The following is a 25706-nucleotide window of genomic DNA, read 5'->3' as shown; positions in this document are numbered from 1 at the left end:
ATAATAAAAAAGCCCTCAATCAAAGATTAAGGGCTCCAAATATTACTTCAATTAGATACTACGCACTGATGCCAGAATGACGTAATAGAGCATCGATCTCCGGCTCACGACCACGGAACCGCTTAAATAGCTCCATTGGTTCTTCACTGCCACCCATTTCAAGGATGTTATTCAAGAAGCTTTGTCCTGTTTCTTTATTGAAGATGCCTTCTTCCTCAAAACGTGAATAGGCATCGGAAGACAACACTTCTGCCCACAAGTAGCTGTAGTAACCCGCGCTATAACCTCCCGCAAAGATATGACCAAAGCTGTGTGAGAAACGGTTCCATTCAAGACTTGGAAGTACGGCTACTTTCGACTTCACTTCTGCCAGAGTCTCTAGCACGCGTGCACCGATGTCTGGATCGTATTCCGTGTGCAGCGTGAAATCGAACAAACCGAACTCAAGCTGACGTAAAATAAACATCGCAGATTGGAAGTTTTTCGCCGCTAGCATTTTGTCGAGCATCTCTTTAGGTAGCGGTTCACCTGTCTCATAGTGGCCTGAAATAAACGCAAGTGCCTCTTCTTCCCAGCACCAGTTCTCTAGGAACTGACTTGGCAGCTCAACTGCATCCCAAGGAACACCGTTAATGCCTGAGACCGCCCCCGTATCAATCTTCGTCAACATATGATGAATACCATGACCTGTTTCGTGGAACAAAGTCACGACTTCATCATGAGTGAACATGGCAGGTTTACCGCCGACTGGCTTATTGAAGTTACACGTTAGATACGCCACTGGTGTTTGCAGTTCACCGTCAAGATCGGTGCGTCGTACACGACACTCATCCATCCACGCACCGCCACGTTTGTGCTCACGCGCATACAGATCAAGATAGAAGCTACCGCGCAGTGTGTCAGTGCTATCAAAAATATCGAAGAAGCGTACTGACTCATGCCAAGTGTCCACCCCTTCACGCTCTTTAATCTGCATCCCGAAGACGCGGTTTAGCACTTCAAACAGCCCGCTGACCACTTTTGATTCTGGGAAGTAAGGGCGCAGCTCCTCATTAGAGAATTGGAACAGGTGCTGTTTTTGCTTCTCACTGTAGTAAGCAATATCCCAAAGGTTTAGCTCTGTCACGCCGAACTCTTTTTCAGCAAACTGGCGTAGCTCTTCTACTTCACGCTCACCTTGAGGTTTAGCTTTAGTCGCAAGATCATTGAGGAAGCCAAGCACTTGGGCTGGGCTTTCTGCCATCTTGGTCGCCAGTGACTTTTCACTATAAGTACCAAAGCCAAGCAAGCGGGCGATTTCATGGCGCAGCTTAAGTTGCTCAGCGATAATCTCAGTGTTGTCCCATTTACCCGCATTTGGACCGCGATCAGAAGCGCGCGTCACGTAGGCTTCGTACAGCTCTTTACGTAGCTCTTGGTTATCGCAGTAGGTTAGAACTGGGAGGTAAGACGGAATATCCAATGTCAGTAGATAACCTTCTAACTCTTTCGCCTCAGCTGCCGCTTTTGCCGCCGCGAGTGCCGATTCTGGCATACCGGCTAGCTCTTTCTCATCAGTAATGTGCTTAGTCCAACCCATGGTGGCATCTAGGACATTATTAGAGAATTGCGAGCCTAGCTCAGACATACGCTTGCTGATTTCACCATAGCGATGCTGCTCATCAGCTGGCAGACCAATACCAGACAACTCAAAATCACGCAGTGAATCTTTGATGGTTTTCTGTTGCGCTTGGGAAAGCGTGTTAAACGCGTCACTGGCTTTGATCGCTTTGTACGCTTCATACAGCCCCTTGTGCTGCCCCACCCAAGTGCCGTATTCAGAAAGAATTGGTAGGCAGCTTTCATACGCTTCACGCAATTCATCACTGTTCATCACTGAGTTCATATGGCTCACAGGTGACCATAAGCGGCTAAGCTTGTCATCAATTTGCTCAATTGGCGCAACGACATTGTCCCAAGTCGGGTTGGTATTACCTTCAAGCACTTCGTCTATTTTTGCTCGGCATGCCTCAATCGCTTGTTCAACGGCTGGTTTCACATGCTCAGGCTTAATTTGAGAGAAAGGAGGTAAGTCGGTAAACGTCAGTAGTGGATTTGCCATGCAGCGTCCCTTTTTAGTTATTGGATTCCCTCACTTCATTGGAAGGCAAGTGAGCGTAATTAATAGATAAATGTAGTCTCGAAAGAGAAATTTCAATCCTTCGAGATTCAATTACGGTGATTCAAAACACCAACACCTCTGCCGCTTCTCGTCAGAAGAGGTTATAATCCGTCCATTATTGTTAAACAGAGTCTTTATTTTGCTGAGCTATCGTCACAGTTTTCACGCGGGTAACCATGCCGATGTGGTTAAACACATAGTACAAAGTCTTATCCTTAATTCACTAAAAAACAAGGAAAAGCCATTCGTTTATCACGATACTCATTCGGGCGTAGGCCGTTATGACCTTACCCACGAGTGGTCAGAGAAAACTGGTGAATACAAGCAAGGCATCGGCCGTATTTGGGGCAATGCCGACATTCCTGAAGATATCGCTAGCTACATTGAATCGATAGAGACACTGAACAACAGCGACACACTGCGTTATTACCCTGGTTCTCCTCGTGTGGCGCGTGCCCATTTGCGTCCTCAAGACCGCATGGTTTTAACAGAATTACATCCAAGCGACTTCCCATTACTTGAGCAAGAATTCCATCGCGACCGTCAAGTCAAAATCTTTAAAGAAGACGGTTTTAAGCGCTTAAAAGGCAGCTTGCCACCAGCAGAACGCCGTGGCTTGGTCTTGATCGATCCACCTTATGAACTCGCTCGTGAATATCGTGATGTCGTGACGGCCATTGCCCAAAGTTATAAACGCTGGGCAACGGGTATTTATGCGATTTGGTACCCTGTGGTCAATCGCTATGATATCGACGATATGATTGAAGGCTTAGAAGGTCTTGGTATTCGCAAGATTTTGCAAATCGAACTTGGTGTCTCACCAGATACTAACGAACGCGGAATGACAGCTTCGGGCATGATTGTCATCAACCCACCGTGGAAGCTAGAGCAGCAAATGAATGCCATTTTGCCGTACCTTAAAGACAAGATCGCTCCAGCAACAGGCCACTTTAAAGTGGAGTGGATTGTCCCAGAATAATTTTTGGGAAACACTTCTAATCTCAAGAAAAGGCGTAATCAATTGTTTTAAAGCAATATTGCGCCTTTCTTAATTGCGCTTATTTTTAGCTCTCCAGAAAACATTTCGACTTTATTGAAATTATTTTCGTCTTTCTCTCGCCTCCTGCGTCTTACTAGTGAAAGTACCGAAGCCATGTGCAATGTGTACACCCTAATAGCCTAGTGAGGAAAACCCAGATGATTAAGATTGTTAGCTTTAAGATTTGTCCTTTTGTCCAACGTGTCACTGCTGCACTGGAAGCAAAACGCATTCCCTATGAGATTGAATACATCAGCCTAAAAGACAAGCCACAATGGTTCCTAGATATCTCACCCAATGGTCAGGTGCCAGTGATGGTCACGGAATCAGGTACCGCTTTGTTTGAATCAGACGCTATCATTGAATACATCGAAGATGAATATGGTCCGATTGAGCAAGGCGTGAGTAACGAGCAGCGCGCACTCGATCGTGCATGGAGCTATTTAGGCTCTAAACACTACCTTGCTCAATGCGGCACAATGAGCAGCAAAGATAAAGAGACCTTTGAAGAGCGTGCGGAAAAGCTGATTAAGGCATTCCAAAAGGCAGAGAATCAGCTATCTGGTAACACCAAGTTTTTCAAGTCGGACACCTTCAGCAATGTTGATATGGCGTGGTTACCACTCTTGCATCGCGCTGCAATTGTAAAAGCGCACTCTGGCTATGATTTTTTCTGCGGACTGCCAAAAATGCAAGCGTGGCAACGCAACATCATGGAATCAGGATTGGTCGAGAAGACCGTCTCTAGCGACTTTGAAACGCAGTTTGCTGATTTCTACCTAACTAATACTTACCTTGCTACTGGAAAAGACGTACAAGCTAAACAAGATTGCTCAACATCAAGCTGTTGTGGCTAAGCGACTTTTATAGAGGGCGTAATGCCCTCTTATCTCGTCATTAATCGTTATTACTCATAATTAACTCTGCTTTTTCCCATTGGAGAAAGTTGCTAGACTCGATTTATAGTATGGATAGCGATTCTTAACAAAACATTGCGATGATATTGAGTTCCCTACTCTTCACCCCAATGTATCTGTTACTAGCAATCATAAAATTAATAAGCTCTCGGAGAACGTAATGGCAACGCATTTTGACTATATCTGTATTGGTGGTGGCAGCGGCGGTATCGCATCTGCTAACCGTGCGGCAATGTACGGCGCGAAGGTCGCGCTGATTGAAGCTCAAGATCTTGGCGGTACCTGTGTAAACGTTGGCTGTGTGCCAAAGAAAGTCATGTGGCACGGTGCACAAGTTGCTGAAGCGATGAACCTGTACGCAGAAGACTATGGTTTTGATGTCGACGTTAAAGGCTTCGATTGGAGCAAACTGGTTGAGAGCCGCCAAGCATACATTGGCCGTATTCACCAATCTTACGATCGCGTGCTTGGCAACAACAAAGTTAATGTCATTCGTGGTTTTGCTAAGTTTGTTGATGCGAAAACTGTCGAAGTGAACGGCGAGCACTACACAGCTGATCACATCCTTATTGCCGTTGGTGGTCGTCCAACCATTCCAAATATTCCAGGCGCAGAATACGGCATCGATTCTAATGGTTTCTTTGAGCTAAGCGAGCAGCCAAAACGCGTTGCAGTTATCGGCGCAGGCTACATTGCAGTAGAAATCGCAGGTGTACTACACGCACTAGGTACAGAAACTCACCTATTCTGCCGTAAAGAATCACCTCTACGTAGCTTTGACCCAATGATCATCGAGACGTTGGTTGAAGTAATGAATACCGAAGGTCCAACGCTGCACACCCACTCCGTGCCTAAAGAAGTGGTTAAAGAGGCGGACGGTAGCCTAACGCTACATCTTGAAAACGGTGAGAGCCAAAATGTTGATACCTTGATTTGGGCAATCGGTCGTCACCCAGCGACAGATGCAATTAATCTTGGTGCTACAGGTGTGGCAACCAACGATCGTGGCTACATCAAAGTCGATGAGTACCAAACCACGAATGTAGATGGTATTTACTGTGTTGGTGACATCATGGAAGGCGGCATTGAGCTCACTCCAGTTGCCGTTAAAGCAGGTCGTCAGCTTTCTGAGCGCCTATTTAACAACAAACCAGATGCGAAGATGGACTACGACCTAGTACCAACTGTGGTATTCAGTCATCCACCTATCGGCACCATCGGCCTAACCACACAACAAGCGGAAGAGAAGTACGGCAAAGATAACATCAAAGTCTACACCTCTGGCTTCACTGCTATGTACACAGCAGTAACCAAGCATCGCCAGCCATGTAAGATGAAACTAGTTTGTGCTGGCCCAGAAGAGACGGTTGTTGGCTTGCACGGCATCGGCTTTACTGTTGATGAAATGATTCAAGGTTTTGGCGTTGCGATGAAGATGGGCGCGACCAAAGCAGACTTCGACTCTGTCGTGGCAATTCACCCAACGGGTTCTGAGGAATTCGTGACGATGCGCTAACGCATACACTCTATTTTCAAAGCCCAGCTGAGATGCTGGGCTTTTTAGTTTTAGAGCCATTACACACTTCAACGAGAGTTTCACCTTAGTCACTCAAGTAAGGTTTGAAATGCCTCGCATAGAGAAAGCATCAAGCACGAAATTCATGGGTTTCACGCTCACTCTTCCATGGCCTTTTCTATAGTTTGTTGCGCTAGAAAGTAACGTCTCCTCACTACAGGTGAATCTATCTAGCGAAGATAAATAATATTGAAAAGGAACGTCAGATGAAAACCTCTCGATGGCTTATGGCAGCAAGCACTACCTGCTTAAGCTTACCTACCCTTGCGGTAAACCCGCACCCTGATCCACAAAATCCAACCGGGTATATTATTGCCCGTAGCGACATACAAAATAGTGAAGCAAGCAAAACTAGCAACCCCATGTACAGAGTGTGGGCTGAGGCATTGCAGACAGCCTCAAACTCTGTCGTGGATTCGATTGATGCAGGCTTAGCAACCAACCCAAGTAACGTAAAACGGGCTGAGCGAGTCTTCCCACGTGATGAATGGGACTTTCTCACTCATATGGCTGCGCCAGAGTACACCTATCAGCGCTTTTTACAGGCTATTGGTAAATTTCCAGCGTTTTGTGGTGACTATAGCGACAATCGAGATGCCGATGCTATTTGTAAGCATTCCATCGTGACCGCCTTCGCCCATTTTGCCCAGGAAACCGGAGGTCACATCGCCAAGGATAACTCTTGGGATAACCCTTTAGCTCTCGAAGAATGGCAGCAAGCACTGGTTCATGTGCGCGAAATGGGTTGGTCCGAAGGACAGCCAGGCTATACCACGGGGTGTGGTCAGAATGATTGGCAAAACAAACGTTGGCCTTGCGCCGCCAACCAAGGCTATTTTGGTCGTGGCGCTAAACAACTCTCTTACCACTTCAACTACGGTCCTTTTTCTGAAGTGATGTTTGATGGTGATGCAACGGTGTTACTCGATAACCCAGCGCTTGTGGCTGACTCGTGGTTAAACCTCGCCTCTGCTATCTGGTTTTTCTTAACGCCACAAGCACCAAAGCCCGCCATGTTGCATGTTATTGATAGAACTTGGGTCCCATCTCAGCGAGAAGTAGAGGCTGGTATTGGCTATGGGTTTGGTACCACCATCAACATCATCAATGGTGGTATTGAATGTGGGGAGCAGAATAAAAACAAAGGGCAGCCAGTTAACCGAATTCGTTACTGGGAAGGGCTCGCTGCACACTATCAGATTCCCATTGAAGCCGACGAGACCAATACGTGTTGGCAACAAACCCCTTATGGCAGCTTGAACTTAAACGGCGCAACAGATGTACTTTACACTAACTGGGAAGCTAGTTGGGCTTATCATGCTGACCGTCCTGAAGGCGTCTCTTTTGAATGTAACTTGGTCGGCTACCAAACTGCTTACTCTGCTCTCGTACCCGGTGACTATGAAAAATGCGTCACCAACTTTTATGGCTCCCACGGCAATTGGCCAGAAGTGCGAATTGTGGACACTCTTCCCTCAACAGATAACGGCAATGGAGGGACTGGCGACGGGAATAGTGGTGGAAGCGCCACCACGCCACCTGAAATTAATCTAGTTACTTGGGTTCCGGGTAGTACATCTGTCAGCAATGGCGATACCGTAAGCTACCAAGGAAAGTGTTTTATTGCTAAGAACAACCCTGGTGTTTGGGAGTCACCCACACAATCAAACTGGTTCTGGGGTGAAGTCGTTTGCCCTTCTGTGTGATCAAACCAGTAAAAGCTGCTCTATATGGAGCAGTTTTTACACAACTTTTATCTAAGCACTCTTCCCGCATCTGATTATATTTCTTATAGTTTCTAAAGACTGTAAGGAGTTATTAATGGATAAAAAGCACATATTTTTCTTCGATGCCATGCGCTGTGTGGCGGCACTCGCTGTCATCATTATTCATGCGCTAGGCCCTTACCGTCATGAACTCGGACAGATCCCTATGGGCGAATGGATTACCGCTATCACCTTTAATGGATTCAGTCGCTGGGCAGTCCCGGTGTTTATTTTGATAACCGGCGCCCTCATGCTCAACGACAAGCGACCGTTTGATATGAAATATTATCTGTCTCGTCGTCTCGGTAAAGTGCTGATTCCATTTATCGCATGGTCACTTTTCTACGCTTACTTATCCGGATGGACCATTGAAGGCTTTAACGGCAATACGGTTAAAGAAGTCTTGTCTGAGAGCTATCACCATCAGACCTATTACCATCTTGGGTTCTTTTACTACTTTATTCCGCTTTATGTGGCGATCCCGTTCTTGCAGGTGTTCGTTCGCAAGTTTGATGACAGCGCACTTTACGCATTTACCGGCCTTTGGTTACTCACTACGCTGTTGTTCTTATTAAGAGTTGATGGTCCTTGGAGCGAGCAGTTCTGGCTTTATATGGGCTTATTACCTCTGGGCTATATCCTGTATCAGAAGCTGCCAGCGAGCCGAGGCGTGGTTACTGTGTCCATTATTCTGGGTGTTGGCGCGATGGCGCTGAGCAGTTATATGGTAGTTCAAGGAAGTATTGACGAAGGTCGTTATTATGTTGGACGCTGGTTCTCTTACAAGACTCTAAATACCGTCCTAGCGGCCAGTATGATATTTATCGTTTGCAAAGCCTACGCCGACAAGCTTTGGCCAGGAGCAAAGAAAGTGGTGAGCTTTATTAGTAAATACAGCTTGGGTATTTATATTCTTCACCCGCTATTCCTGTGGCCGATGAACGAACTCGGCCTACATCAAGGTCACCCAATCTATATGATTCCATTTTGGGTTATTGTCAGCGGCAGTTTGGCATTAGCAACCAGTTGGTTGTTGTCACTCAGCAGTAAGACTCGTTGGTTATTGCCTTAAAGGTTATTTACCCACACACACTACATTGAGCAAAGTATTGCCTTTTAACGGTGATACTTTGCCATTAGTAAACAGCCCTTTCTGACCATCTCCCCAATACGGCATTTGTAGTGGCCAGCGATTTTTCTGCATCACTTGTGATTTTACCAAGGCTTGCCAGTCTTCATTACTCGCCAAATGCATATCAAGGTCACTGCATACCTTTATGGCAGACTGATAACTCAAGCGGTTCCACGCTTTATCATGTTCCATATAGAACTGATGACTACTATTAGCGATATAAGGCACGCTATAACGCTGTCCATTAACTTCCGCATTTAACCGAACACCCAATGAAGCCTTAGCGCTGGTCGCAAGAGGCGTTATCTTCTCAGCTTTCCTTACTGGCTTGGATGCCAGCGGCTTAGCCGTTTTAGCGGGAACTTGCTGCGTCACTTTGGCAGTACGTTGAGGTGCGTTGGCAGAAGCGTTGCGTTCCACTTGGCGGATAAAAGCATCACGATAACCAGATAAGGCTTTGACTTGAACAAGCTCTTGCTTGGCGATCTCAGCATCGCTGTATGGACCAATCAGACAACGATAGCTATTTTTCTGAGGCAGCATCCACACATCGGTGGTGATTTTGGCGTACAAGGTTTTCGCTTGAGTCAGTGCCATGGGTGCATCAAGAATGCCGCACTGAATCCAATAAAGCGATGTTGCGCTTACGGGAACTTCATTGCTCCAAATCCCATCTCCAATCGGACAAGATTCATCTAAAACCGGCAGTTCATTGGTGGAGGGCTGGGAAGCGTCACACAACGCATCCTCAGCATAAACTGGTAAAGGAACCACACTACTGGTTAACAACAAGGTGCCCAACAAAGCACTAAACGAAAAACAACCTAATCCCTTTACACCATTTAAAGAGCTCATAAACATCCTCTGAACACTCTTGGCTATTGTTATCAGCGGCACAAATAAAAAGAGCCGCAATTATCTGCGACTCTTAGTGTAGTGACGATCGGGATTAAAAATCAATCACTCTGGATCACCCTTTGTAGATTTTCGGGTTGAATACATCACGTAGCCAGTCACCTAGTAGGTTAATAACCAACACTAAGGTAATCAGAACAATGCCTGGGAACACGGTAATCCACCACGAACCAGAGAAAATGTAGTTAAAACCGATACTGATCAAAGAGCCCAATGATGGCTGGTCTACTGGCAGACCAAGACCTAAGAACGACAGCGCCGCTTCGGACATGATTGCATTCGCAACCTGTACCGTTGAGATAACCAAAATTGGCGACAAACAGTTAGGCAGAATATGACGGAACATGATACGTGGTGCTCTAAAGCCCATCACTCGCGCTGCTTCTACATACTCTTTCTTTTTCTCTGCAAGAACCGAGGCACGGATAGTACGTGCATACTGCGGCCATTCCGCCACACCAATTATCACGACCAGCATGGTCACGGCATATTGGCTATAGAACTCTGTGCCGAAGCTGGCCTTAAAGATAGCAGAGACAATGATCGCAACCATCATGGTTGAAAACGACAACTGAACATCAGCAAAACGCATCAAGAAGCTATCGATACGACCACCGAAGTAACCCGCTGATAGACCAATCACAATACCTAGGAATAACTGTAAACCTACCGCTAGAAAACCAATGGTCAGAGACAGTCGAGAACCATAAAGAATGGTGGATAAAATATCACGACCTTGGTCATCGGTGCCTAATACGAAGTTCTCGTCACCGTCTTCCATCCAAGATGGCGGTAGCTCCGAGTCCATAATATCGATAGACGATAAATCATATGGGTCAGTAGGGGCGATGACAGGCGCAGCTAGTGCTAACACCAAGAACATCATGAAGACCGTAAAACTTGCCATAGCGACTTTATCGCGCTTGAAGTAATACAAGAAGTCCGAGTTTTTAAAACGCTCCCACGCTGAAGGAGCAGCAGCTACATTTGCTTGGCTCATGGTTATGCTCCTTTTCCAGTTAAGTTTACGGTTGGGTTAATCAAGCCGTACAACAAGTCAACGATAGTGTTCGTCACCACGAAGATAAGGCCAACGAAAATAACGTAAGCGGTAATCAATGGTGTATCTACACGGTTAATCGCTTCAAGGAAAAGGAAGCCTGTGCCAGGCCACTGGAAGACGGTTTCAGTCAGGATGGTATACGCCACCATAGTACCGATCTGAACACCACCAACGGTCAAAACAGGTAACATCGTGTTTTTAAGGGCATGTTGATAGTAGATTTTTTTAAGAGGTAGCCCTTTTGCTTTCGCAAACTTGATGTATTCGGAGCTCAGTACTTCTAACATTTCAGAACGAACCAAGCGAATGAAAAGTGGCAACATAATCGATGCCAATGCGATACATGGCAAGATAAGGTGCTTAATACCATCGATTGTGAAGAATCCAGACTCCCAACCGAGCACGTTCGCAGTTTCACCACGCCCGAAAGACGGTAGCCAGCCTAACTCAATAGAGAATACATACATCAGCATGATCGCCGTTAGGAAAACCGGAATCGAGATACCAATACTACTGCCGGCCATCACCAGCTTGGTAAAGAAACTCTTTGGGTGAATTGCCGAGTACACACCGAGTGGTATCGATAAACAAATAATAATAAGCGTCGCGCCGAATACCAGCTCTAGTGTTGCCACCAGCTTATCGAGAATAACCTCAACGGCAGGACGTTTGAAAAAGTATGAAGTGCCAAGATCGCCTTGCAGCGCTGCACCAATAAAACGAGTGTATTTTGTTACGAAAGGATCGTTGAGGCCCAACTCATCACGCAGTGCTTGACGCTCTGCTTCCGAAACCGACTGACCTACAAGCTCACGCAGCGGGTCACCCAGGTTATCCTGAATGGCAAACGCCACCAAACTGATCACAAACATCACTATCAGTGCCTGAAACAGGCGCTTGACCAGAAACGAAAACATTCCTTGCCCCTTAACTATCCATAGATCTCATTGAGAGAGAAACATTCAGTCTTAATAACCGCTCAATCCGACTGAAATAAACTGAGCTGAGTAGAGAGAATTGAGGAGGGGAACACTCCCCTCCTACATCACAATCACTTGTGATTATTCAACCACTAGGTCGCCAAAGTAAGGCATTACCATTGGGTTAACAATTGCTGCTGCTTTCACGTTAGACTTCGCGCCCCACGCTTCACTTTGCCAGTGTAGCGGTACGAATGCTGCGTCGTTGTATAGTGTCGCCTCAACGCCTTTCAGCATTTCAGCACGCTTAGCAGGATCCGTTTCTACGTTTGCTGCTTCAACAATCGCATCCATTTCTGGGTTTGAGTAGTGACCACAGTTGTACTGACCACGACCCGTTTCTTCGTTACGAGTCATTGTTAGGAACTCGTTGAAGTTCGCTGAATCTTCAGTATCTGAGTGCCAACCAATCATCATCATGTCTGCTGCACACACATCAAACTCTGGCCAGTATTGCGCTTTAGGCATTGTCTTAAGATCTACTTTGATGCCGATCTTAGACAGCATCGCTGCCGCTGCTTGCGCTACTTTCGCGTCGTTCACATAACGGTTGTTAGGTGCCATCATCGTTAGCGTGAAGCCATTTTCATAGCCAGCTTCTTTCATCAACTCTTTCGCTTTTTTCACGTCGTAACGTGGAACAAGCGCATCGTTGTGACCAACGTAGCCTGCTGGGCTTTGCTGGCCAGCAGCTGTTGCGAAGCCTTTCATGATTTTCTTCACGATACCTTCGTTGTTGATTGCGTGAACAATCGCCTGACGAACGCGAACATCTTTCAGTGCTTCGTTGCTTTCTTGGTTCATTTGGAATGTGATGATACGCGTACCAGGTAGCGTCACTAGATCAACACCTTCAGCGCTAGCTACACGCTTGTGGTCGTTTGGCGCAACTGGGTGAATCATGTCAACACCGCCAGAAAGAAGTGCTGCTACACGCGTTGCATCTTCTTTGATTGGTACTAGTGTTAGCTTGTCTACGTTACCTTTAGATTCTTTGTCCCAGTAATCAGCGAAACGCTCAAATTCAACCTTAACGCCTTGCTCACGAGCCGTTACGATGAATGGACCAGTACCAGAAACATGCGTCGATGCAAAAGAGTTACCGTGCTTAACTAGCTCAGATTTGTCTTTGCCATCTGCCGTTTTACCTGAGTAAAACTTGCTATCCATAGGGAAGATGTACGTCGCTGTTTGCAGTACAAGTGGGTAAGGACCTTTAGTCACTAGGTCAAACGTGTAGTCATCAACCTTAACGATTTTCTCATACGGGTCGAAGATAGCTTTAAAGTCAGGAGAGCTTTGAAGACGGTTAAATGTCCAAACAACATCGTCTGCTGTTAGGTCATTACCAGAGTGGAACTTAACGCCTTCACGTAGCTTAAAACGAACCGTCGTGTCATTCACACGTTCCCAGCTTTCAGCTAGACGAGGTTCGAAGTCCATTTCTTGGGTGAAACGAACGAGTGGGTCAAATACCATGTGTGACATTTGCAATGTGCCACCAGACAACTGCTCATGCGGGTCTAGAGATACTGGGTCAGCTGCATAGCCAACTTTGATATCTGCTGCCAGAGTATTAAAACTTAGGCCCGCTGCCATTAGCGCCACTGCTAATTTGCTTTTCATGGTTCTCATTTGCATAACTCCTTCATGCGGGGATCCGGATCCCTTGTTGTTGTGTTTGCTTCTGTTATCGAGTCCCAATAGGGAATTGTATGGCTTACGCCGTTTTTGCTACATCATCTCTTAAGCCTTTGAATTCAGGCATTAAGGAAATTAGGTGCTGACTGTATTCATGCTGCGGATCAGTAAACAACTGCTCCGTCGGTGCCACTTCCAATAGAGTACCCATTTGCATCACGCCCACTCGGTCACACATTTGACGAATTACCGGCAAGTCATGACTGATGAACAGCATGGTCAGATTAAGTTCTTGTTGTAGATCTTTGAGTAGGTTAAGTATTTGAGCCTGAACCGATACATCAAGTGCCGACGTTGGTTCATCACAAATCAACAAACGAGGACGCGTTGCTAGTGCACGTGCGATAGAAATACGCTGACGCTGACCACCTGAGAATTCATGTGGGTACTTCACTCCCGCCATTTTTCCTAGGCCTACGTGCTCAAGCAGGTCTTCGACGATTTGCTTAGTTTCGCTTTCGTTTGCCGTCAGTTTATGGAATCGAATCGGCTCTGCAATGATGTCGTAGATTTTCATACGAGGGTTCATCGACGTGTACGGGTTCTGGAACACCATCTGCATCTGGCGACGCATCGGGCGACGCTCTTTCTCAGACTTCAGCGACGTAAGGTCAATACCTTCAAACGTGACTTTGCCAGAGTTAGGGGCATAGAGACCTGCAATCACACGTGCAATGGTCGATTTACCCGATCCCGATTCACCCACTAATCCAAACGTTTCACCTTCATGTACTTCAAAGCTAACGTTGTTTGATGCTTGAACATACTCACGTCGGCTTTCAAATAGCGAATCTTTAGTAACGAAGCGTAGGTTGACGTTTTCTACGTTAAGAAGCGGACCAGTATAATCACGGTGATCTTGGCTTTGACCCAACCAGTGGTTCTTAACATCCAACGGTTCCATCTCATGTGCTTCTTCTATGTAGCTCACAAGAGGGAAACGATCGAGTTTCATGTCTGAACGCGGTACTGCAGAAATCAGGCTACGTGTGTATGGGTGATCAGGTTCACCCAGTACTTTTGCCGTTGGCCCAAACTCTACCAAGTCACCACGGTACATTACCGCTACGCGATCCGTTACGTTAGAAACCACACCCATATCGTGCGTCACCAACATACAACCAACATTGTTCTTGATGCACAGGTCGCGAATCAAACCTAAAATTTGATCCTGAATCGATACATCAAGTGCTGTCGTAGGTTCATCCGCAATGATCAGGTCCGGTTCGCCGGCAAGCGCGATAGCGATCACCACACGCTGACGCATACCACCAGAGAATTGGTGAGGATATTGCTTCAAGCGGTTTTCTGGTTGTGGGATACCCACTTGATTCATAAGATTGAGCGCGCGTTGATACGCTTCATCATCCGATACCTTCATATTGGCATGGATGGTTTCTTTTAATTGTTGCTCAACAGTGAATAGTGGGTTGAGAGAGGTCATTGGGTCTTGGAATATAAACCCGATTTTCGAGCCACGAACTTTGCGCATCGCTTCTGGTGTTAGACCAGAGACTTTTTCTCCATCTAGGAAAACCTCACCACCAGCAATAACGCCAGGAGGTGAAAGCAAATCGATAACAGCGTTACCTACCGTTGACTTGCCCGCGCCGGACTCCCCAACCACACCAACTATTTCGCCGCGTTCAATATTGAACGACAAAGATTTAACCGCGGCATGTACCCCATGGCGTGATGGGTATTCGATACGAAGATCTTTTACTTCTAATAGTGACATTACCAGACCTCTACTGCTTTGGCAGCTTTCTGCCCCTGTCTGAAAAATTGAATCCATTCTTAGGCAGCATTTTCTGCTGACTATTTATAAGGGCATCAATTTGGCAAATCTTTCACAGAAAAGCAACAAAAATAGGATAAAAATTCGAAATTGAGCAAATCTAAAGCAGTATAAATAAATATATATGCAGTTTAAGTACATATAGTAGTGATACAAGTGGCATGAAAAGTTGATGTACACTCAGAAATTCGTGCTAGACAACGAATATAAAACGCCGAACTTCACGTTATCGGCAATATTTATGACTAATGCCACCCGCATATTTATTCTGATGTAGTTTTAACACTATAGAAACATAAATTTTGTAACATGACAGAGTGCAGCACCAAACTCTAGATCTTCATCACATTTAATACACTGATCACTTTGATAATTCGATTACACAGTATTTTCCGCTATTGTGATTTACAACAAGTCACAACCCTGCATACTGAACAAAATACTGGCCATCGTTCGATCGGTAGAATTTAGCTCCAATTCTTACTCATGAAGAATGGGGGAAATGTTATTCAATGGAAGTTTTCATAGACGAACCACTGAAGATTTAGCCGTAGCAATGGCACTTAACAGTCAAATCACCCATCAAGCGCCATAATTACGTTTTAGTGAGGTGTAGTTGTCGGTTCAAAACGGAAAATAGCTTCTATTTTCCTCCACAATTGTTCGCCCGCGATAAATATCGCCGCTACAAAGGTGATATCGCAAGCCAGTGCTATTACCTTTCGATACTCTATCCAGCCCACTCCAAAGGTTGGAAAGTAAAACAGCACAATATTCATAACAGGGCCTGCCACTACCATCAGTAGTAATCCCATATAGTAGCTAAGCCTTGTCGAGTGCCGGCTAGGTTTGAGCTTCAGTAAATGTCTGACAAACCAATTTCTGATTTGCTGCAGGCGCTCCTTGCCTAACAAGCACAGAGCGACAATAGTCGCCACTTCAGGTACACCAAAAATCATTGCACCGCTAAGTAGCGCTTTTTTACTGCTGCAAATCTCCATTGAACTAATCAAGGGAATTAGTAACGGACTTGATAAAGCGAGCAACAGTGCCACCATGCCCAAGCTAACTCGCAAATAAGCTAATACTGAGCGGAACAAAACGCCAAAATCTAATTTCATTTATCGAACACCCTGTTACCCCTCATATAAGAATAAGGGGAGGATAGAAGGGGAAAGCGACTAGTGTATGTCCCTGCGGAGCACTGAGGTCTTACAGCGTATTCCACCACAAAGCTTCGCGTGATGAGCAAATGGAACGGTCACAACCGTTAGCCCTTTTGCTTCCAGTTTTCGATTGAGGGCTGGGGTCTCTTCTGGCATTAAGATGTGGTTTTCATCAAGCATCACTGCACAAGGCCCGGTTGCCAGCGCTTCTTCTCTGTTTGCCCATACCACATCAAAGTCATCCATAAATTCAGGTAAGCCCTTTGGAAAGGCATCTCGATAGGCGATAACAAGTTTAGGGCCGGCTACACACATAACGGCGAACAAATGATGGATTCCTGTATCCTCCACTTCTGTTATGCATACTTGGTAACCATCATGTTCTAGCATGCGCTTAACCCATTCAGCGCCACGAGCGTTAGTTGATGAAGGGCCTGTTGCCACCAGTACTCTTCCATCGCCTAAGTTGAGTACATCTCCCCCCTCATAAATATAATCTCGACTTAGCGTCGGCCTTGGTGCCGTGTAATGTAAAATGTGGTTATCACCATCAATAAATGGCTGATGGAGTTCTCGCACTGGCGCAATAGAAGCCCAGCCCATATCGCTTGCCCAAACATTCTCCAAAACATTTCGACCTACAACCCAAATAGGTTCTGCAGCGAAAATTTGGGTAAAGACATTCGTTCTTTGGCACGCGGTTATCTCTTCTTCAGGCACTTCCCTAGCCTGGTGAACCTTTACGCCAAAGCTCTGAAACGCCTTGACCAACGCATCATTCTCACGCTCTAAAGCCGCAGAAAATGGCGGAGAAGCATGAGAAAGTAACTGTCCTCCCGCTTTTTCACAGAGATCATATAAGTCGGGCTGAAGTACACTCTGATAAGTTGCTTTTACCTCTTCTGTTAGTACTGGCAGGCGGAAGTTCTGGCTATAACCCACAATCACCTCTAGAAGCTTCCCATAAAGGTTGAACTCCCCATAACTGTGCTTTGTTGCAGCTGGTACATAAACTTGGTTTTGTGTTGTGATTTTCGACATAGGATTACTCCTCAAATGGGTTAGAAAAAGAGAGTCCTTTCTCCGATGAACACTTTGAGGTTAACCCAGTCGGCTAAAGAGCAAAAAACACTCTGCGCAGTGAAAGGCTTTCACTTTGGGCGGATATAAGAAGGCAACTGAAACAGGAGGATAATGCGCCCTGACCACAACTCGATAGGAAACCAACCCCTCAACCTCAACACCCGCTTCACTACCAATATAAGTTGACATACTGGGCAATTGCAGCTGATTCGATTTTAACGGCTCACTATTACTTTGCTCGATAATGGTGTAATGCAAGTCGGCAATATTGTTTTCCACTGACGACTCGCTGACCAGCAACACGCGGGTATGCTTGTCTTTTTTAATCAACTTGCTTTCTCGCAACCCAATAGTGACATCACCACTAAATATGTTCACAACATTGAGTTGCAATTCAGCGACATAGTCTGCTGCACGTAAGGAAGGAGCGGCGATTAACACCAACATGAAGGAGAGCTTTCGTAAACAGCCCATTTCTATCACCTTTGCACGTATTTTTCCGAACGGTAGCGTAGTCGAGTTAAGTTCAGCAAGAAACTTAAACTCTGAACGTAAATCCATACTACTCTGGTTACCAACTAGGTTCCGTTCAACTGACTATAACGAGCTAGGCGATTGATCAACTTGGCTTCTGCTTTTAACTGCTGCTGCCATACCAAGCTAAATCGCTTTTGATAGCTAGGCTTTTCCGTCAGTTCTACTTTACCTTCACTCAAAGCCCTAGTTACCTCACCTTTTGGTAGCCAGCCTTTGCCATAAAAATTTATCAAGGCCTCAAGCATATCAGCCGGTCGGTTAAATGAAATAAGGTCTTCGTGTTGGTCCGTATCGTTGATCCACAGCGGCTGTCCGCTTTCATCGTGAACAGACATAACCCGATGCTGTTTGTTTATCTGTAACGGTGCCTGTACCTCGACAAACTGGCGCTCTCCAACATGTTGAGCTTCAAGAAAAGGAGCTAAATGCGGTAATGGTTGAGTCAATGCTAAATCACATTGCTGTTTTATCAGTAGCTGATGAATGGTTGCAGTATCAGTGCGAAACAAATCTACGCTTCGAAGCGAATTGTCAGCAATGATAAGTTGAGAGAGCTGATTTACTTCATCCAGTGCGATGCCGTAATCAAAACAAACCCGCAGCTTTTTGACATTCTCTTTACTGGAGAACGTGTGAGTAAGGGCCAGCACATCATCAAACTCCATTGCTCGCGGCAGAAATTTCAGACCAAAAGAGGACAGTTTAAGCGGCCGAGTACCTCTAATAAACAGCTCATAACCAAGAGAAGCTTCCAAACGACTCACCGTTGCCGTAAGCGCTGGCTGACTTTTGCCAAGTGCTCGTGCCGCTTTTCTCATGCTGCCATGATGGGCAATGGCAACAAAGGTTTTGATTTGATCAAGAGTCATCCTATTGTCTACCTTCCGTTGACTTGTTCATCGCCCAGTCTGTCAAACATTGCAACGCTTGACTCCCTGTTAAATGCTCTCCCCAGAAAACTAATACCCCCCAAGTCGCCTTGAGGTGTGGTTCTGTTACGATTTTCATGGTGTCCGTTAGTTCAATATTGTTGCGCACCGCAGACGTATGACTTGGTAACTCCGAGAGAATGGCGGCTATTTGCTGATGATCAGTGACTTGAATTTGCCAAGGACAAGGGAAATCGAATCGCCTATATATTGGAGCGGAAGTTCGCATAACATGAGAGATAGAGAGTTGAGGCAGTGTCAGAAGGTGCCCACTGTCGAATACGATTGACGGCTGGTTGCTAGATCCTAACAACCCTTCACTACTGGTAATCAAATGACTATCCACAGTACCAAGTGAAAAAAAGTTTGGCGTTTCGGGCCAAGGTAAATCAACCAGTGTCACTATCCAATCTAGGCGCTGAGCATTAAAGGCAGCAATCAATTCATCACTAGGCAAGCAATTGACTCTAATACTGATATCCAAATTGATGATAGAAGCTAAGATTTCTTGTTGCCAGACTCGAGGTAAAGCGATATCAACACCGAGAGTCATCTGTGTTGGCGACTCAACGACCACTGTATTTTTAAGCTCATAGTAGCTAGCAATTACGGCCTCTGCCCAAGGGAGTATCGCCTCCCCTTTTTCCGACAACTGTTTCTTGCCCGAGCCAACGACAAACAACTCACCCCAGCGGCTTTCCAAGTTCTGTATCGCCAGACTTACCGGGCCGTGAGTCTTGCCAAGCTTTTCAGCCGCCGCTACCACCGATCCTGTTTTCGCAACAGCGACAAAGCTCTCTAACTGCTCAATTGATGCCAAGTGATAACCTTTTTAAACCATTAGCTCTAGATATTAGTTTATCAAAGATATTTAACATGGCCTCACGTTTTAGGGAAAGCACTGGTTTTGGCTTGCAACATCATGTAGGGAATGCGGGATAAGACAAGCACATTCACCCAATGTCTATATGAGGTTTTTATGAATATCAATGCCATCAAAGCATTTGTTATTACTACCGAGCTCGGCTCCATTTCCGCAGCTGCGAAAGCGATGAACAAAGGTCGAGTCCAAGTAAGTCAGTGGATCGCCAATCTTGAGTTGGATTGGGGGATCGAGCTGTTTGATCGTGCTGGGCACAAACCCGTGTTAACAGAACAAGGTCAAGCGCTCTTGGATAAAGCATCATCCATTCTACAGCTGTCTGAAAAGTTAGCGTCTCACGTCGAGAAAATAAACGGTTCGGGCGCAGGCTGCATCCGACTTGGGATCACGACATTTATCGACCCGAAAATTGTTTCTCATCTTATCCACCAGCTGCGCGACATTGATGCTGAAATGGATCTGCAGATTGAATTTTCGCCTTGTGATGACCTCATAGCGTCAACCGATTACGACTTTATTATTAGTCACTATCCCTATAGCGGGATTGGTCACTGGGAGTTTATGAATGTCACACAGCGCCAATTCGTTTCAGTCTGCGCACCTCAACATTCTATCGCCCAACTCGATGAAGTCTCTACAGAACAGCTCAGCCAGCATTTGGCTATCGCTATTACGCAGCATAATGAATCTTTATGGGGTAGTTACAAGTTCGACACCATGTCGGTCAACAACGTGGCAACCGCAAGACAACTCGCCAAAGATGGCATTGGATGGATTTGTATCGATCAAGACTCAATTAAACATGAGTTGAACAACAATGAGCTCGTCATCATCAATCACCGTGAAGCCATTCAGCGAAGTAAGTTTGGCCTTGGCTACCGCGATTCACACTGTGCTAATGGAATACGAGAAGTACTCTATAACGTTCTTCGTCAGCACGTCTCGCACTAGCGCCGCCTCTGTCATAAACATCGACAGAGTCTGATTTTTACAAAAACGCGCTCCTGATTACTATGCGCTTCGAAACACACAATAAGGTCACAAGACCAAACTTTAAATGAGGAAAATATGAAAAAAGCAACTTTGAAAACTGCAACTGTCATCGCACTTGTCGGCGCAATCTCGGCTCCGGCTTTGGCGTCAAACGATTCTGGATTTTATGTGGGAACGTATATGGGGGTAATGTCAGCATCAAACAACGACGCGCCACCTACGCGTCAACCTATCGAACCAGGTAAAAACATGACCGAAACAAAAGTTAAAAGTAACTTTCGCTCACTTGGCCTTAAAGCTGGTTACGACTTTAACTCAATGTTTGGGGCGGAAATGCGTCACAGTCGCGACAGTGGCAAGGTAGAGAAAAGTGGTCAAGGTTTAGAAGTTGGCAGTCAAACCGGACTTTACGGAAAGATCAAATTCAATGTATCAGACAGCATTGAGCTGTATGGCTTAGCTGGTGTAAATAACATCCGCCTAAAACAAGCTGGTTTTAAGGAAAATGACAACAAAAAGACCATCAATTCCTTCTCATACGGTGTTGGAGCTCAATACAACTTTACCAACTCACTAGGCGCAAACTTAGAGCTAATGAAACTGTCTAACCACAAACAGTTTGATGCGCACTCTATCAACCTAGGTCTAGCTTACAAATTCTAATTCTCTCTACAACTTAACCAAGTTTGCAAGGATGCAACTTGCCCACTCCAACTTAGCATCAAACTTTCTCTTTGCTACCTTTACCTTTCACTCTATTTATCACCATCCCAAAATGCAAAAAGCGTCATCACATGACAAGACTTACTTGAGCTAGATATTTAACAAACAAAGCTACTAAAGACGAAAGCTTATTGCGCATTGTCACCAACTTTCGGTTCAATAAACCAGATTTCAGACGAAAAAAAGCCTCGTCTTTCGACGAGGCTTTTAAATGGTGGTCGGTGAAGAGGGATTCGAACCCCCGACCCTCTGGTCCCAAACCAGATGCGCTACCAAGCTGCGCTATTCACCGACGATGTTTTATTACGAGTTAACTCGTAAAGGGGAGCAAATGCTACCAAAATAAATGGGGTGGCTAACGAGATTCGAACTCGCGACCACCGGAATCACAATCCAGGGCTCTACCAACTGAGCTATAGCCACCACAAATTTTGTTTTGTTACCGTTTATAACGATAACTGAAATAGTGGTCGGTGAAGAGGGATTCGAACCCCCGACCCTCTGGTCCCAAACCAGATGCGCTACCAAGCTGCGCTATTCACCGACAATGTTCTTTTCAGAACGTTTTCGTTTCGATTAAATCAAAACTGGAAACCGAAGTCACCAAAATAATGGGGTGGCTAACGAGATTCGAACTCGCGACCACCGGAATCACAATCCAGGGCTCTACCAACTGAGCTATAGCCACCATTATGTTTTGCCAATATTTTATCCGGATGGCGCGCCCGAAAGGATTCGAACCTTCGACCTTTGGCTCCGGAGGCCAACGCTCTATCCAGCTGAGCTACGGGCGCATGCCCTATCGGCGGATGGGAATAATACGTATATCACACTATGTCGTAAAGTACTTTTTCAACTTTTTTTCTCGTTTGTTGTCTTTTTCAGCACTTTGAAGCAATAAATAGTGGCTTTACGATGTGATTCACCCCGTGAAGCTGAAAAGTTGTGGTTTATTGCAACAAGTTAACAGGATATAATCACCCAATGTTTACATTGATTTAACAGTCGTTAAGTCAGCAAGCAGAATAAATCGTATAAATGAATAGCAAGCACCGACTTGCTACCTTGTTGGATAGTAAAGTGAGTTTAATGGATATGTCTCGTCGAATCTTAACAGTGTTGTTCGCTGCACTAACTTTTTCTACTGCCTCTTTCGCAGCGGATGTGAGCCAAGAAGAATATGACGCTATCGCAGAGCGTATTAAACCAGTGGGTGATGTTTACTTAGCAGGTAGTGAGCCTGTGGTTGCTGAACCTACCGGTCCACGTGATGGCGCTACCGTTTACAACACCTTCTGTACTGCCTGTCACTCCATTGGCGTTAGTGGCGCACCTAAAACGGGTGACGCTGCCGATTGGGGACCTCGTATTGCTCAAGGTAAAGACGTTCTTAAAGACCATGCAATTAATGGCTTCAACGCGATGCCAGCAAAAGGCTCTTGTATGGACTGTTCTGATCAAGAAATCGTTGATGCTATCGAGCATATGATTGCCGGACTATAGTGTCACGAACTCAATGATCGACAAGGGGGCTGATTCAGCCCCCTTGTTTATTTTTACTTCTTATTAAACATTGCCCGAATATTAGCAATGTGTGCCTGACCTTTTTGCATTCGTTCTTCTGCAGACACCGCTTTTTTTGCTTGTTCCCATTCGACATCATCAAACGGCAATTCATCTAAGAATCGACTATGTTCTGGCTTAATCAGCTCGCCATACTGTCTTCGCTCTTTACATATAGTAAAGGTGAGTTCTTTTTGGGCACGAGTAATGCCTACATACATTAGTCGCCTTTCTTCTTCTACGTTATCTTCATCTATGCTGGTTTGATGTGGCAGGATGCCTTCCTCAGAACCAATAAGATAAACATAAGGGAACTCAAGACCTTTCGAGGCATGCAGTGTCATTAGCTGAACAGCATCACTGTCGTCCTCATCTTCTCCGCGCTCCATCATATCTCGAAGCGTGAGCCGTTGAACGACCTCTTTTAATGACTTCTCTTCCTTATCATAATTATCGCCTTCTAAATCTGCGACAATCCATGAGTAGAGATCAGAAACGTTCTTCATGCGCATTTCTGCGGCTTTAGCACTGGAAGAGGTCTCATAGAGCCAATCTTCATAGTTGATGTCGCGAACTAATGAACGCACAGCTTCAACGGTATTACCGCGCTCTGCGTTATCAGCTATGGTCACAACCCACTGCGTGAATCGTCGTAAGTTCTCTAAGCCACGCCCCGATAAGTGCTGCTCCAAACCCAACTCAAAGCTAGCTTCGAACAAACTTTTTCCACGCATATTGGCGTAGCTACCCAGTTTTTCCAACGTAGCAGGACCAATCTCACGACGAGGCGTATTAACGATACGTAAGAAAGCATTATCGTCATCAGGATTTACCAAAACTCGCAGGTAGGCCATGATGTCTTTGATTTCAGCACGACCAAAAAATGAAGTACCGCCGGAAATTTTGTAAGGCACACGGTTTTGCATTAAGACTTTTTCGATAAGTCGTGATTGGTGGTTGCCTCTATATAAGATAGCGTAATCGCGATATTCAGTTCGATTCACGAATCGATGCGCAATTAATTCACCCGTCACGCGCTCCGCTTCATGATCTTCATTTTTGGCTTTGAGTACTTTGAGCTTTTCACCGTCAGGGATCTCTGAGAATAACGACTTCTCAAACACGTGCGGGTTGTTAGCAATCAAGATGTTGGCCGCACGCAAGATACGACTGGTTGAACGATAGTTCTGTTCAAGCATCACAACTTTGAGGCTTGGGAAGTCTTTGTTCAGGAGAATCAGGTTTTGAGGCTTTGCGCCGCGCCACGAGTAGATTGATTGATCATCATCACCTACGACAGTAAAACGTGCACGCTCTCCCACCAGCAACTTAACCAATTCGTATTGGCTAGTGTTGGTATCTTGGTACTCATCGACCAGCAGGTACTGAATTCGCTTTTGCCAACGAGTACGAACTTCTTCATTGGTTTTTAGCAGAATAACGGGCAGAGCAATTAAGTCATCAAAGTCGAGCGCGTTATACGCTTTCATTTGTACTTGATACATTTCATAGCAGTGCGCAAATAGCTGCTCTTGCTCTGAACGAGCTGAGCCTTTTACCTGCTCTGGAGTCAGCATGTCGTTCTTCCAGTTAGAAATAGCGCCAAGCAATGAACGCAGCAGGTCTTTATCGCCATCGAGTTGTTGTTCGGTCAACTCTTTGAGTAGCGCCATTTGGTCCTGATCATCAAACAGGGAGAAACCAGCTTTGAGCCCAAGCGCCTTATACTCGCGACGTATGATATTGAGTCCCATGGTATGAAAGGTGGAAACCATAAGACCTTTGGATTCATTTTTACCTAAGGTTTGTCCTACACGCTCTTTCATTTCACGTGCAGCTTTGTTGGTAAACGTTACGGCAGCAATATTTCTCGCTTTATAACCACAGCTTTGTACTAGATACGCTATCTTATTAGTTATCACGCGGGTTTTGCCCGACCCGGCACCGGCAAGAACCAGACATGGACCAGAGACGTATTTTACCGCCATATCTTGCTGCGGATTTAGCTTCATTGGTGTGCTCACTACTCACGAATTGTAACGCGCACATAATAGACTGCTAATGCTGACAATGCCACGCTCCGTAGGATTTTTTAACTTTTATAGAATAGTGATTAAAAATAAGTTGCGTAAATATACCTCAATTGTTTTATAATGAATGAACGTTCATTCACTATCTATCGGATGGCTATGACGACTATGAATACCAGTGATAAACGACTACAAATCCTCGAAGCGGCACAAAAAATGGTGGCGGAAAAAGGGATTCAAGGCGTATCAATGCAGAAACTGGCCAATGAGGCCGGTGTTGCAGCTGGCACAATATATCGATATTTCGATGACAAAGACCATCTGTTAGAAGAATTGAGGCTTTACGTGGTATCACGCATGGCCAAAGCCGTTCAAGCAGGTGTAGGAGCCGACCAACCATTGAAAGAGCAGTATCGTAAGATGTGGCTCAATATCTGGCACGTCGCAGCTTCAAACATCGATTCGTTGAAAACTCGTGCTCAATATGACTCTATTCCTTCGAAAAATTGTTATACAACTAGGGAACAAGAACGAAAAATGTTTGCCCAAGTTGACAACCTATTCACAGAAGGAAAGAAGCAAGGGGTTTTTAAAAACCTCGATAATGAAATCCTATCTGGACTAAGCTTAGAAGCAAGTGTATCGCTTGCACGTAAGCATGCTCTGGGTCTATATCAACTGGATGACGATGCGCTAGATGCAGCTATCGAAGCCAGTTGGGATGCAATAATAAAACACTAATGTGGAGTTC

21 protein-coding genes and 5 tRNA genes are annotated in these 25706 nt (G+C 45.5%); 9 read left to right on the top strand and 17 right to left on the bottom strand.

The annotated features are described in order from the left end of the window. Positions 1-58: 58 nt before the first annotated feature. Positions 59-2101 (bottom strand): oligopeptidase A, encoded by a 2043-nt coding sequence (gene prlC, locus JKJ11_RS00300; protein WP_006072080.1) that lies wholly within the window; start codon positions 2099-2101, stop codon positions 59-61. Positions 2102-2300: 199 nt separating this feature from the next. On the opposite strand from prlC, the gene JKJ11_RS00295 reads away from it, so the two are divergent. The 5 genes from JKJ11_RS00295 to JKJ11_RS00275 all read left to right on the top strand — a co-directional run bounded on the left by JKJ11_RS00295 (position 2301) and on the right by JKJ11_RS00275 (position 8531). After that, positions 2301-3140 carry a 23S rRNA (adenine(2030)-N(6))-methyltransferase RlmJ gene (locus JKJ11_RS00295; RefSeq protein ID WP_006072078.1) on the top strand — a complete coding sequence of 280 codons (840 nt, stop codon included), beginning with the start codon at positions 2301-2303 and terminating at the stop codon, positions 3138-3140. Positions 3141-3358: 218 nt separating this feature from the next. Beyond that, positions 3359-4057 carry a glutathione S-transferase family protein gene (locus JKJ11_RS00290; RefSeq protein ID WP_252038610.1) on the top strand — a complete coding sequence of 233 codons (699 nt, stop codon included), beginning with the start codon at positions 3359-3361 and terminating at the stop codon, positions 4055-4057. A gap of 220 nt (positions 4058-4277) precedes the next feature. Further along, complete coding sequence (gorA, locus tag JKJ11_RS00285) at positions 4278-5633, top strand: glutathione-disulfide reductase (protein ID WP_006072074.1); 1356 nt, start codon at positions 4278-4280, stop codon at positions 5631-5633. A gap of 287 nt (positions 5634-5920) precedes the next feature. Next, positions 5921-7399, top strand: coding sequence for a glycoside hydrolase family 19 protein (locus tag JKJ11_RS00280; RefSeq protein WP_503060904.1), 1479 nt, complete (start codon positions 5921-5923; stop codon positions 7397-7399). Positions 7400-7514: 115 nt separating this feature from the next. Then, complete coding sequence (locus JKJ11_RS00275; protein WP_171393516.1) at positions 7515-8531, top strand: acyltransferase; 1017 nt, start codon at positions 7515-7517, stop codon at positions 8529-8531. A 3-nt stretch (positions 8532-8534) separates the two neighbouring features. Here JKJ11_RS00275 and JKJ11_RS00270 read toward each other — a convergent pair whose 3' ends face one another. The 10 genes from JKJ11_RS00270 to JKJ11_RS00225 form a co-directional block, all read right to left on the bottom strand. Continuing rightward, positions 8535-9446: an SPOR domain-containing protein gene (locus JKJ11_RS00270; RefSeq protein WP_252038606.1), complete on the bottom strand. Its 912-nt coding sequence runs from the start codon at positions 9444-9446 to the stop codon at positions 8535-8537. A gap of 115 nt (positions 9447-9561) precedes the next feature. Beyond that, a complete protein-coding gene (locus JKJ11_RS00265; protein WP_006072067.1) occupies positions 9562-10506 on the bottom strand; it encodes an ABC transporter permease in 945 nt (314 codons plus the stop codon). Positions 10507-10508: 2 nt separating this feature from the next. Next, positions 10509-11486, bottom strand: coding sequence for an ABC transporter permease (locus JKJ11_RS00260; RefSeq protein WP_006072065.1), 978 nt, complete (start codon positions 11484-11486; stop codon positions 10509-10511). A gap of 144 nt (positions 11487-11630) precedes the next feature. Next, entirely contained in the window at positions 11631-13184 is a 1554-nt protein-coding gene (locus tag JKJ11_RS00255) for an ABC transporter substrate-binding protein (protein WP_006072063.1), read from the bottom strand. An 85-nt stretch (positions 13185-13269) separates the two neighbouring features. Next, positions 13270-14988: a dipeptide ABC transporter ATP-binding protein gene (locus tag JKJ11_RS00250; protein WP_006072061.1), complete on the bottom strand. Its 1719-nt coding sequence runs from the start codon at positions 14986-14988 to the stop codon at positions 13270-13272. Between the two features lie 662 nt (positions 14989-15650). Next, the gene (locus JKJ11_RS00245; RefSeq protein ID WP_031494526.1) at positions 15651-16169 is read right to left on the bottom strand and encodes a transporter suffix domain-containing protein; all 519 of its coding nucleotides are present in this window, start codon (positions 16167-16169) and stop codon (positions 15651-15653) included. A 60-nt stretch (positions 16170-16229) separates the two neighbouring features. Next, complete coding sequence (locus JKJ11_RS00240) at positions 16230-17255, bottom strand: dimethylarginine dimethylaminohydrolase family protein (RefSeq protein WP_006072058.1); 1026 nt, start codon at positions 17253-17255, stop codon at positions 16230-16232. Positions 17256-17315: 60 nt separating this feature from the next. After that, on the bottom strand, positions 17316-17858 hold the full coding sequence (locus JKJ11_RS00235; RefSeq protein ID WP_252038605.1) for a hypothetical protein: 543 nt from the start codon (positions 17856-17858) through the stop codon (positions 17316-17318). A gap of 17 nt (positions 17859-17875) precedes the next feature. After that, the gene (locus JKJ11_RS00230) at positions 17876-18703 is read right to left on the bottom strand and encodes a LysR family transcriptional regulator (RefSeq protein ID WP_252038603.1); all 828 of its coding nucleotides are present in this window, start codon (positions 18701-18703) and stop codon (positions 17876-17878) included. Position 18704: 1 nt separating this feature from the next. Beyond that, a complete protein-coding gene (locus tag JKJ11_RS00225) occupies positions 18705-19583 on the bottom strand; it encodes a LysR family transcriptional regulator (RefSeq protein ID WP_252038601.1) in 879 nt (292 codons plus the stop codon). Between the two features lie 159 nt (positions 19584-19742). On the opposite strand from JKJ11_RS00225, the gene JKJ11_RS00220 reads away from it, so the two are divergent. Further along, positions 19743-20597: a LysR family transcriptional regulator gene (locus JKJ11_RS00220; protein WP_124940475.1), complete on the top strand. Its 855-nt coding sequence runs from the start codon at positions 19743-19745 to the stop codon at positions 20595-20597. 117 nt (positions 20598-20714) lie between these two features. Next, positions 20715-21302: a porin family protein gene (locus JKJ11_RS00215; protein ID WP_252038599.1), complete on the top strand. Its 588-nt coding sequence runs from the start codon at positions 20715-20717 to the stop codon at positions 21300-21302. Between the two features lie 275 nt (positions 21303-21577). Here the strand turns inward: JKJ11_RS00215 and JKJ11_RS00210 are convergent. The 5 genes from JKJ11_RS00210 to JKJ11_RS00190 form a co-directional block, all read right to left on the bottom strand. After that, positions 21578-21654, bottom strand: a tRNA-Pro gene (locus JKJ11_RS00210). A gap of 55 nt (positions 21655-21709) precedes the next feature. Beyond that, positions 21710-21785, bottom strand: a tRNA-His gene (locus tag JKJ11_RS00205). A gap of 44 nt (positions 21786-21829) precedes the next feature. Beyond that, positions 21830-21906 (bottom strand) — tRNA-Pro (locus tag JKJ11_RS00200). A 68-nt stretch (positions 21907-21974) separates the two neighbouring features. Beyond that, a tRNA-His gene (locus tag JKJ11_RS00195) sits at positions 21975-22050 on the bottom strand. A gap of 29 nt (positions 22051-22079) precedes the next feature. Continuing rightward, positions 22080-22156: transfer RNA gene (locus JKJ11_RS00190), tRNA-Arg, on the bottom strand. Between the two features lie 295 nt (positions 22157-22451). On the opposite strand from JKJ11_RS00190, the gene JKJ11_RS00185 reads away from it, so the two are divergent. After that, positions 22452-22865 (top strand): c-type cytochrome, encoded by a 414-nt coding sequence (locus JKJ11_RS00185; RefSeq protein WP_031493886.1) that lies wholly within the window; start codon positions 22452-22454, stop codon positions 22863-22865. 53 nt (positions 22866-22918) lie between these two features. Here JKJ11_RS00185 and rep read toward each other — a convergent pair whose 3' ends face one another. Then, positions 22919-24937, bottom strand: a complete 2019-nt coding sequence (rep, locus tag JKJ11_RS00180) for a DNA helicase Rep (RefSeq protein WP_038228634.1) — start codon at positions 24935-24937, stop codon at positions 22919-22921. 177 nt (positions 24938-25114) lie between these two features. On the opposite strand from rep, the gene JKJ11_RS00175 reads away from it, so the two are divergent. After that, positions 25115-25696, top strand: coding sequence for a TetR/AcrR family transcriptional regulator (locus JKJ11_RS00175; RefSeq protein ID WP_198558546.1), 582 nt, complete (start codon positions 25115-25117; stop codon positions 25694-25696). Positions 25697-25706: the final 10 nt, after the last annotated feature.

Source organism: Vibrio sp. SCSIO 43133 (assembly GCF_023716845.1).
In the GTDB taxonomy this organism is placed as follows: Bacteria; Pseudomonadota; Gammaproteobacteria; order Enterobacterales; family Vibrionaceae; genus Vibrio; species Vibrio mediterranei.
Note: the sequence above shows the minus strand (reverse complement) of the source record. Positions and strands in the feature narration are given on the sequence as shown.

Bases quoted from the DNA above. Each gene is read 5' to 3' on its own strand.
- JKJ11_RS00260 (WP_006072065.1), bottom strand. From the start codon at position 11,486: ATGTTTTCGTTTCTGGTCAAGCGCCTGTTTCAGGCACTGATAGTGATG.
- JKJ11_RS00275 (WP_171393516.1), top strand. From the start codon at position 7,515: ATGGATAAAAAGCACATATTTTTCTTCGATGCCATGCGCTGTGTGGCG.
- prlC (WP_006072080.1), bottom strand. From the start codon at position 2,101: ATGGCAAATCCACTACTGACGTTTACCGACTTACCTCCTTTCTCTCAA.
- JKJ11_RS00230 (WP_252038603.1), bottom strand. From the start codon at position 18,703: ATGACTCTTGATCAAATCAAAACCTTTGTTGCCATTGCCCATCATGGC.
- JKJ11_RS00255 (WP_006072063.1), bottom strand. From the start codon at position 13,184: ATGAGAACCATGAAAAGCAAATTAGCAGTGGCGCTAATGGCAGCGGGC.
- JKJ11_RS00235 (WP_252038605.1), bottom strand. From the start codon at position 17,858: ATGGATTTACGTTCAGAGTTTAAGTTTCTTGCTGAACTTAACTCGACT.
- JKJ11_RS00240 (WP_006072058.1), bottom strand. From the start codon at position 17,255: ATGTCGAAAATCACAACACAAAACCAAGTTTATGTACCAGCTGCAACA.
- JKJ11_RS00215 (WP_252038599.1), top strand. From the start codon at position 20,715: ATGAAAAAAGCAACTTTGAAAACTGCAACTGTCATCGCACTTGTCGGC.
- JKJ11_RS00220 (WP_124940475.1), top strand. From the start codon at position 19,743: ATGAATATCAATGCCATCAAAGCATTTGTTATTACTACCGAGCTCGGC.
- JKJ11_RS00250 (WP_006072061.1), bottom strand. From the start codon at position 14,988: ATGTCACTATTAGAAGTAAAAGATCTTCGTATCGAATACCCATCACGC.
- JKJ11_RS00265 (WP_006072067.1), bottom strand. From the start codon at position 10,506: ATGAGCCAAGCAAATGTAGCTGCTGCTCCTTCAGCGTGGGAGCGTTTT.
- JKJ11_RS00280 (WP_503060904.1), top strand. From the start codon at position 5,921: ATGGCAGCAAGCACTACCTGCTTAAGCTTACCTACCCTTGCGGTAAAC.
- JKJ11_RS00245 (WP_031494526.1), bottom strand. From the start codon at position 16,169: ATGAAATTAGATTTTGGCGTTTTGTTCCGCTCAGTATTAGCTTATTTG.
- JKJ11_RS00270 (WP_252038606.1), bottom strand. From the start codon at position 9,446: ATGAGCTCTTTAAATGGTGTAAAGGGATTAGGTTGTTTTTCGTTTAGT.
- gorA (WP_006072074.1), top strand. From the start codon at position 4,278: ATGGCAACGCATTTTGACTATATCTGTATTGGTGGTGGCAGCGGCGGT.
- JKJ11_RS00290 (WP_252038610.1), top strand. From the start codon at position 3,359: ATGATTAAGATTGTTAGCTTTAAGATTTGTCCTTTTGTCCAACGTGTC.
- JKJ11_RS00175 (WP_198558546.1), top strand. From the start codon at position 25,115: ATGACGACTATGAATACCAGTGATAAACGACTACAAATCCTCGAAGCG.
- JKJ11_RS00185 (WP_031493886.1), top strand. From the start codon at position 22,452: ATGGATATGTCTCGTCGAATCTTAACAGTGTTGTTCGCTGCACTAACT.
- rep (WP_038228634.1), bottom strand. From the start codon at position 24,937: ATGAAGCTAAATCCGCAGCAAGATATGGCGGTAAAATACGTCTCTGGT.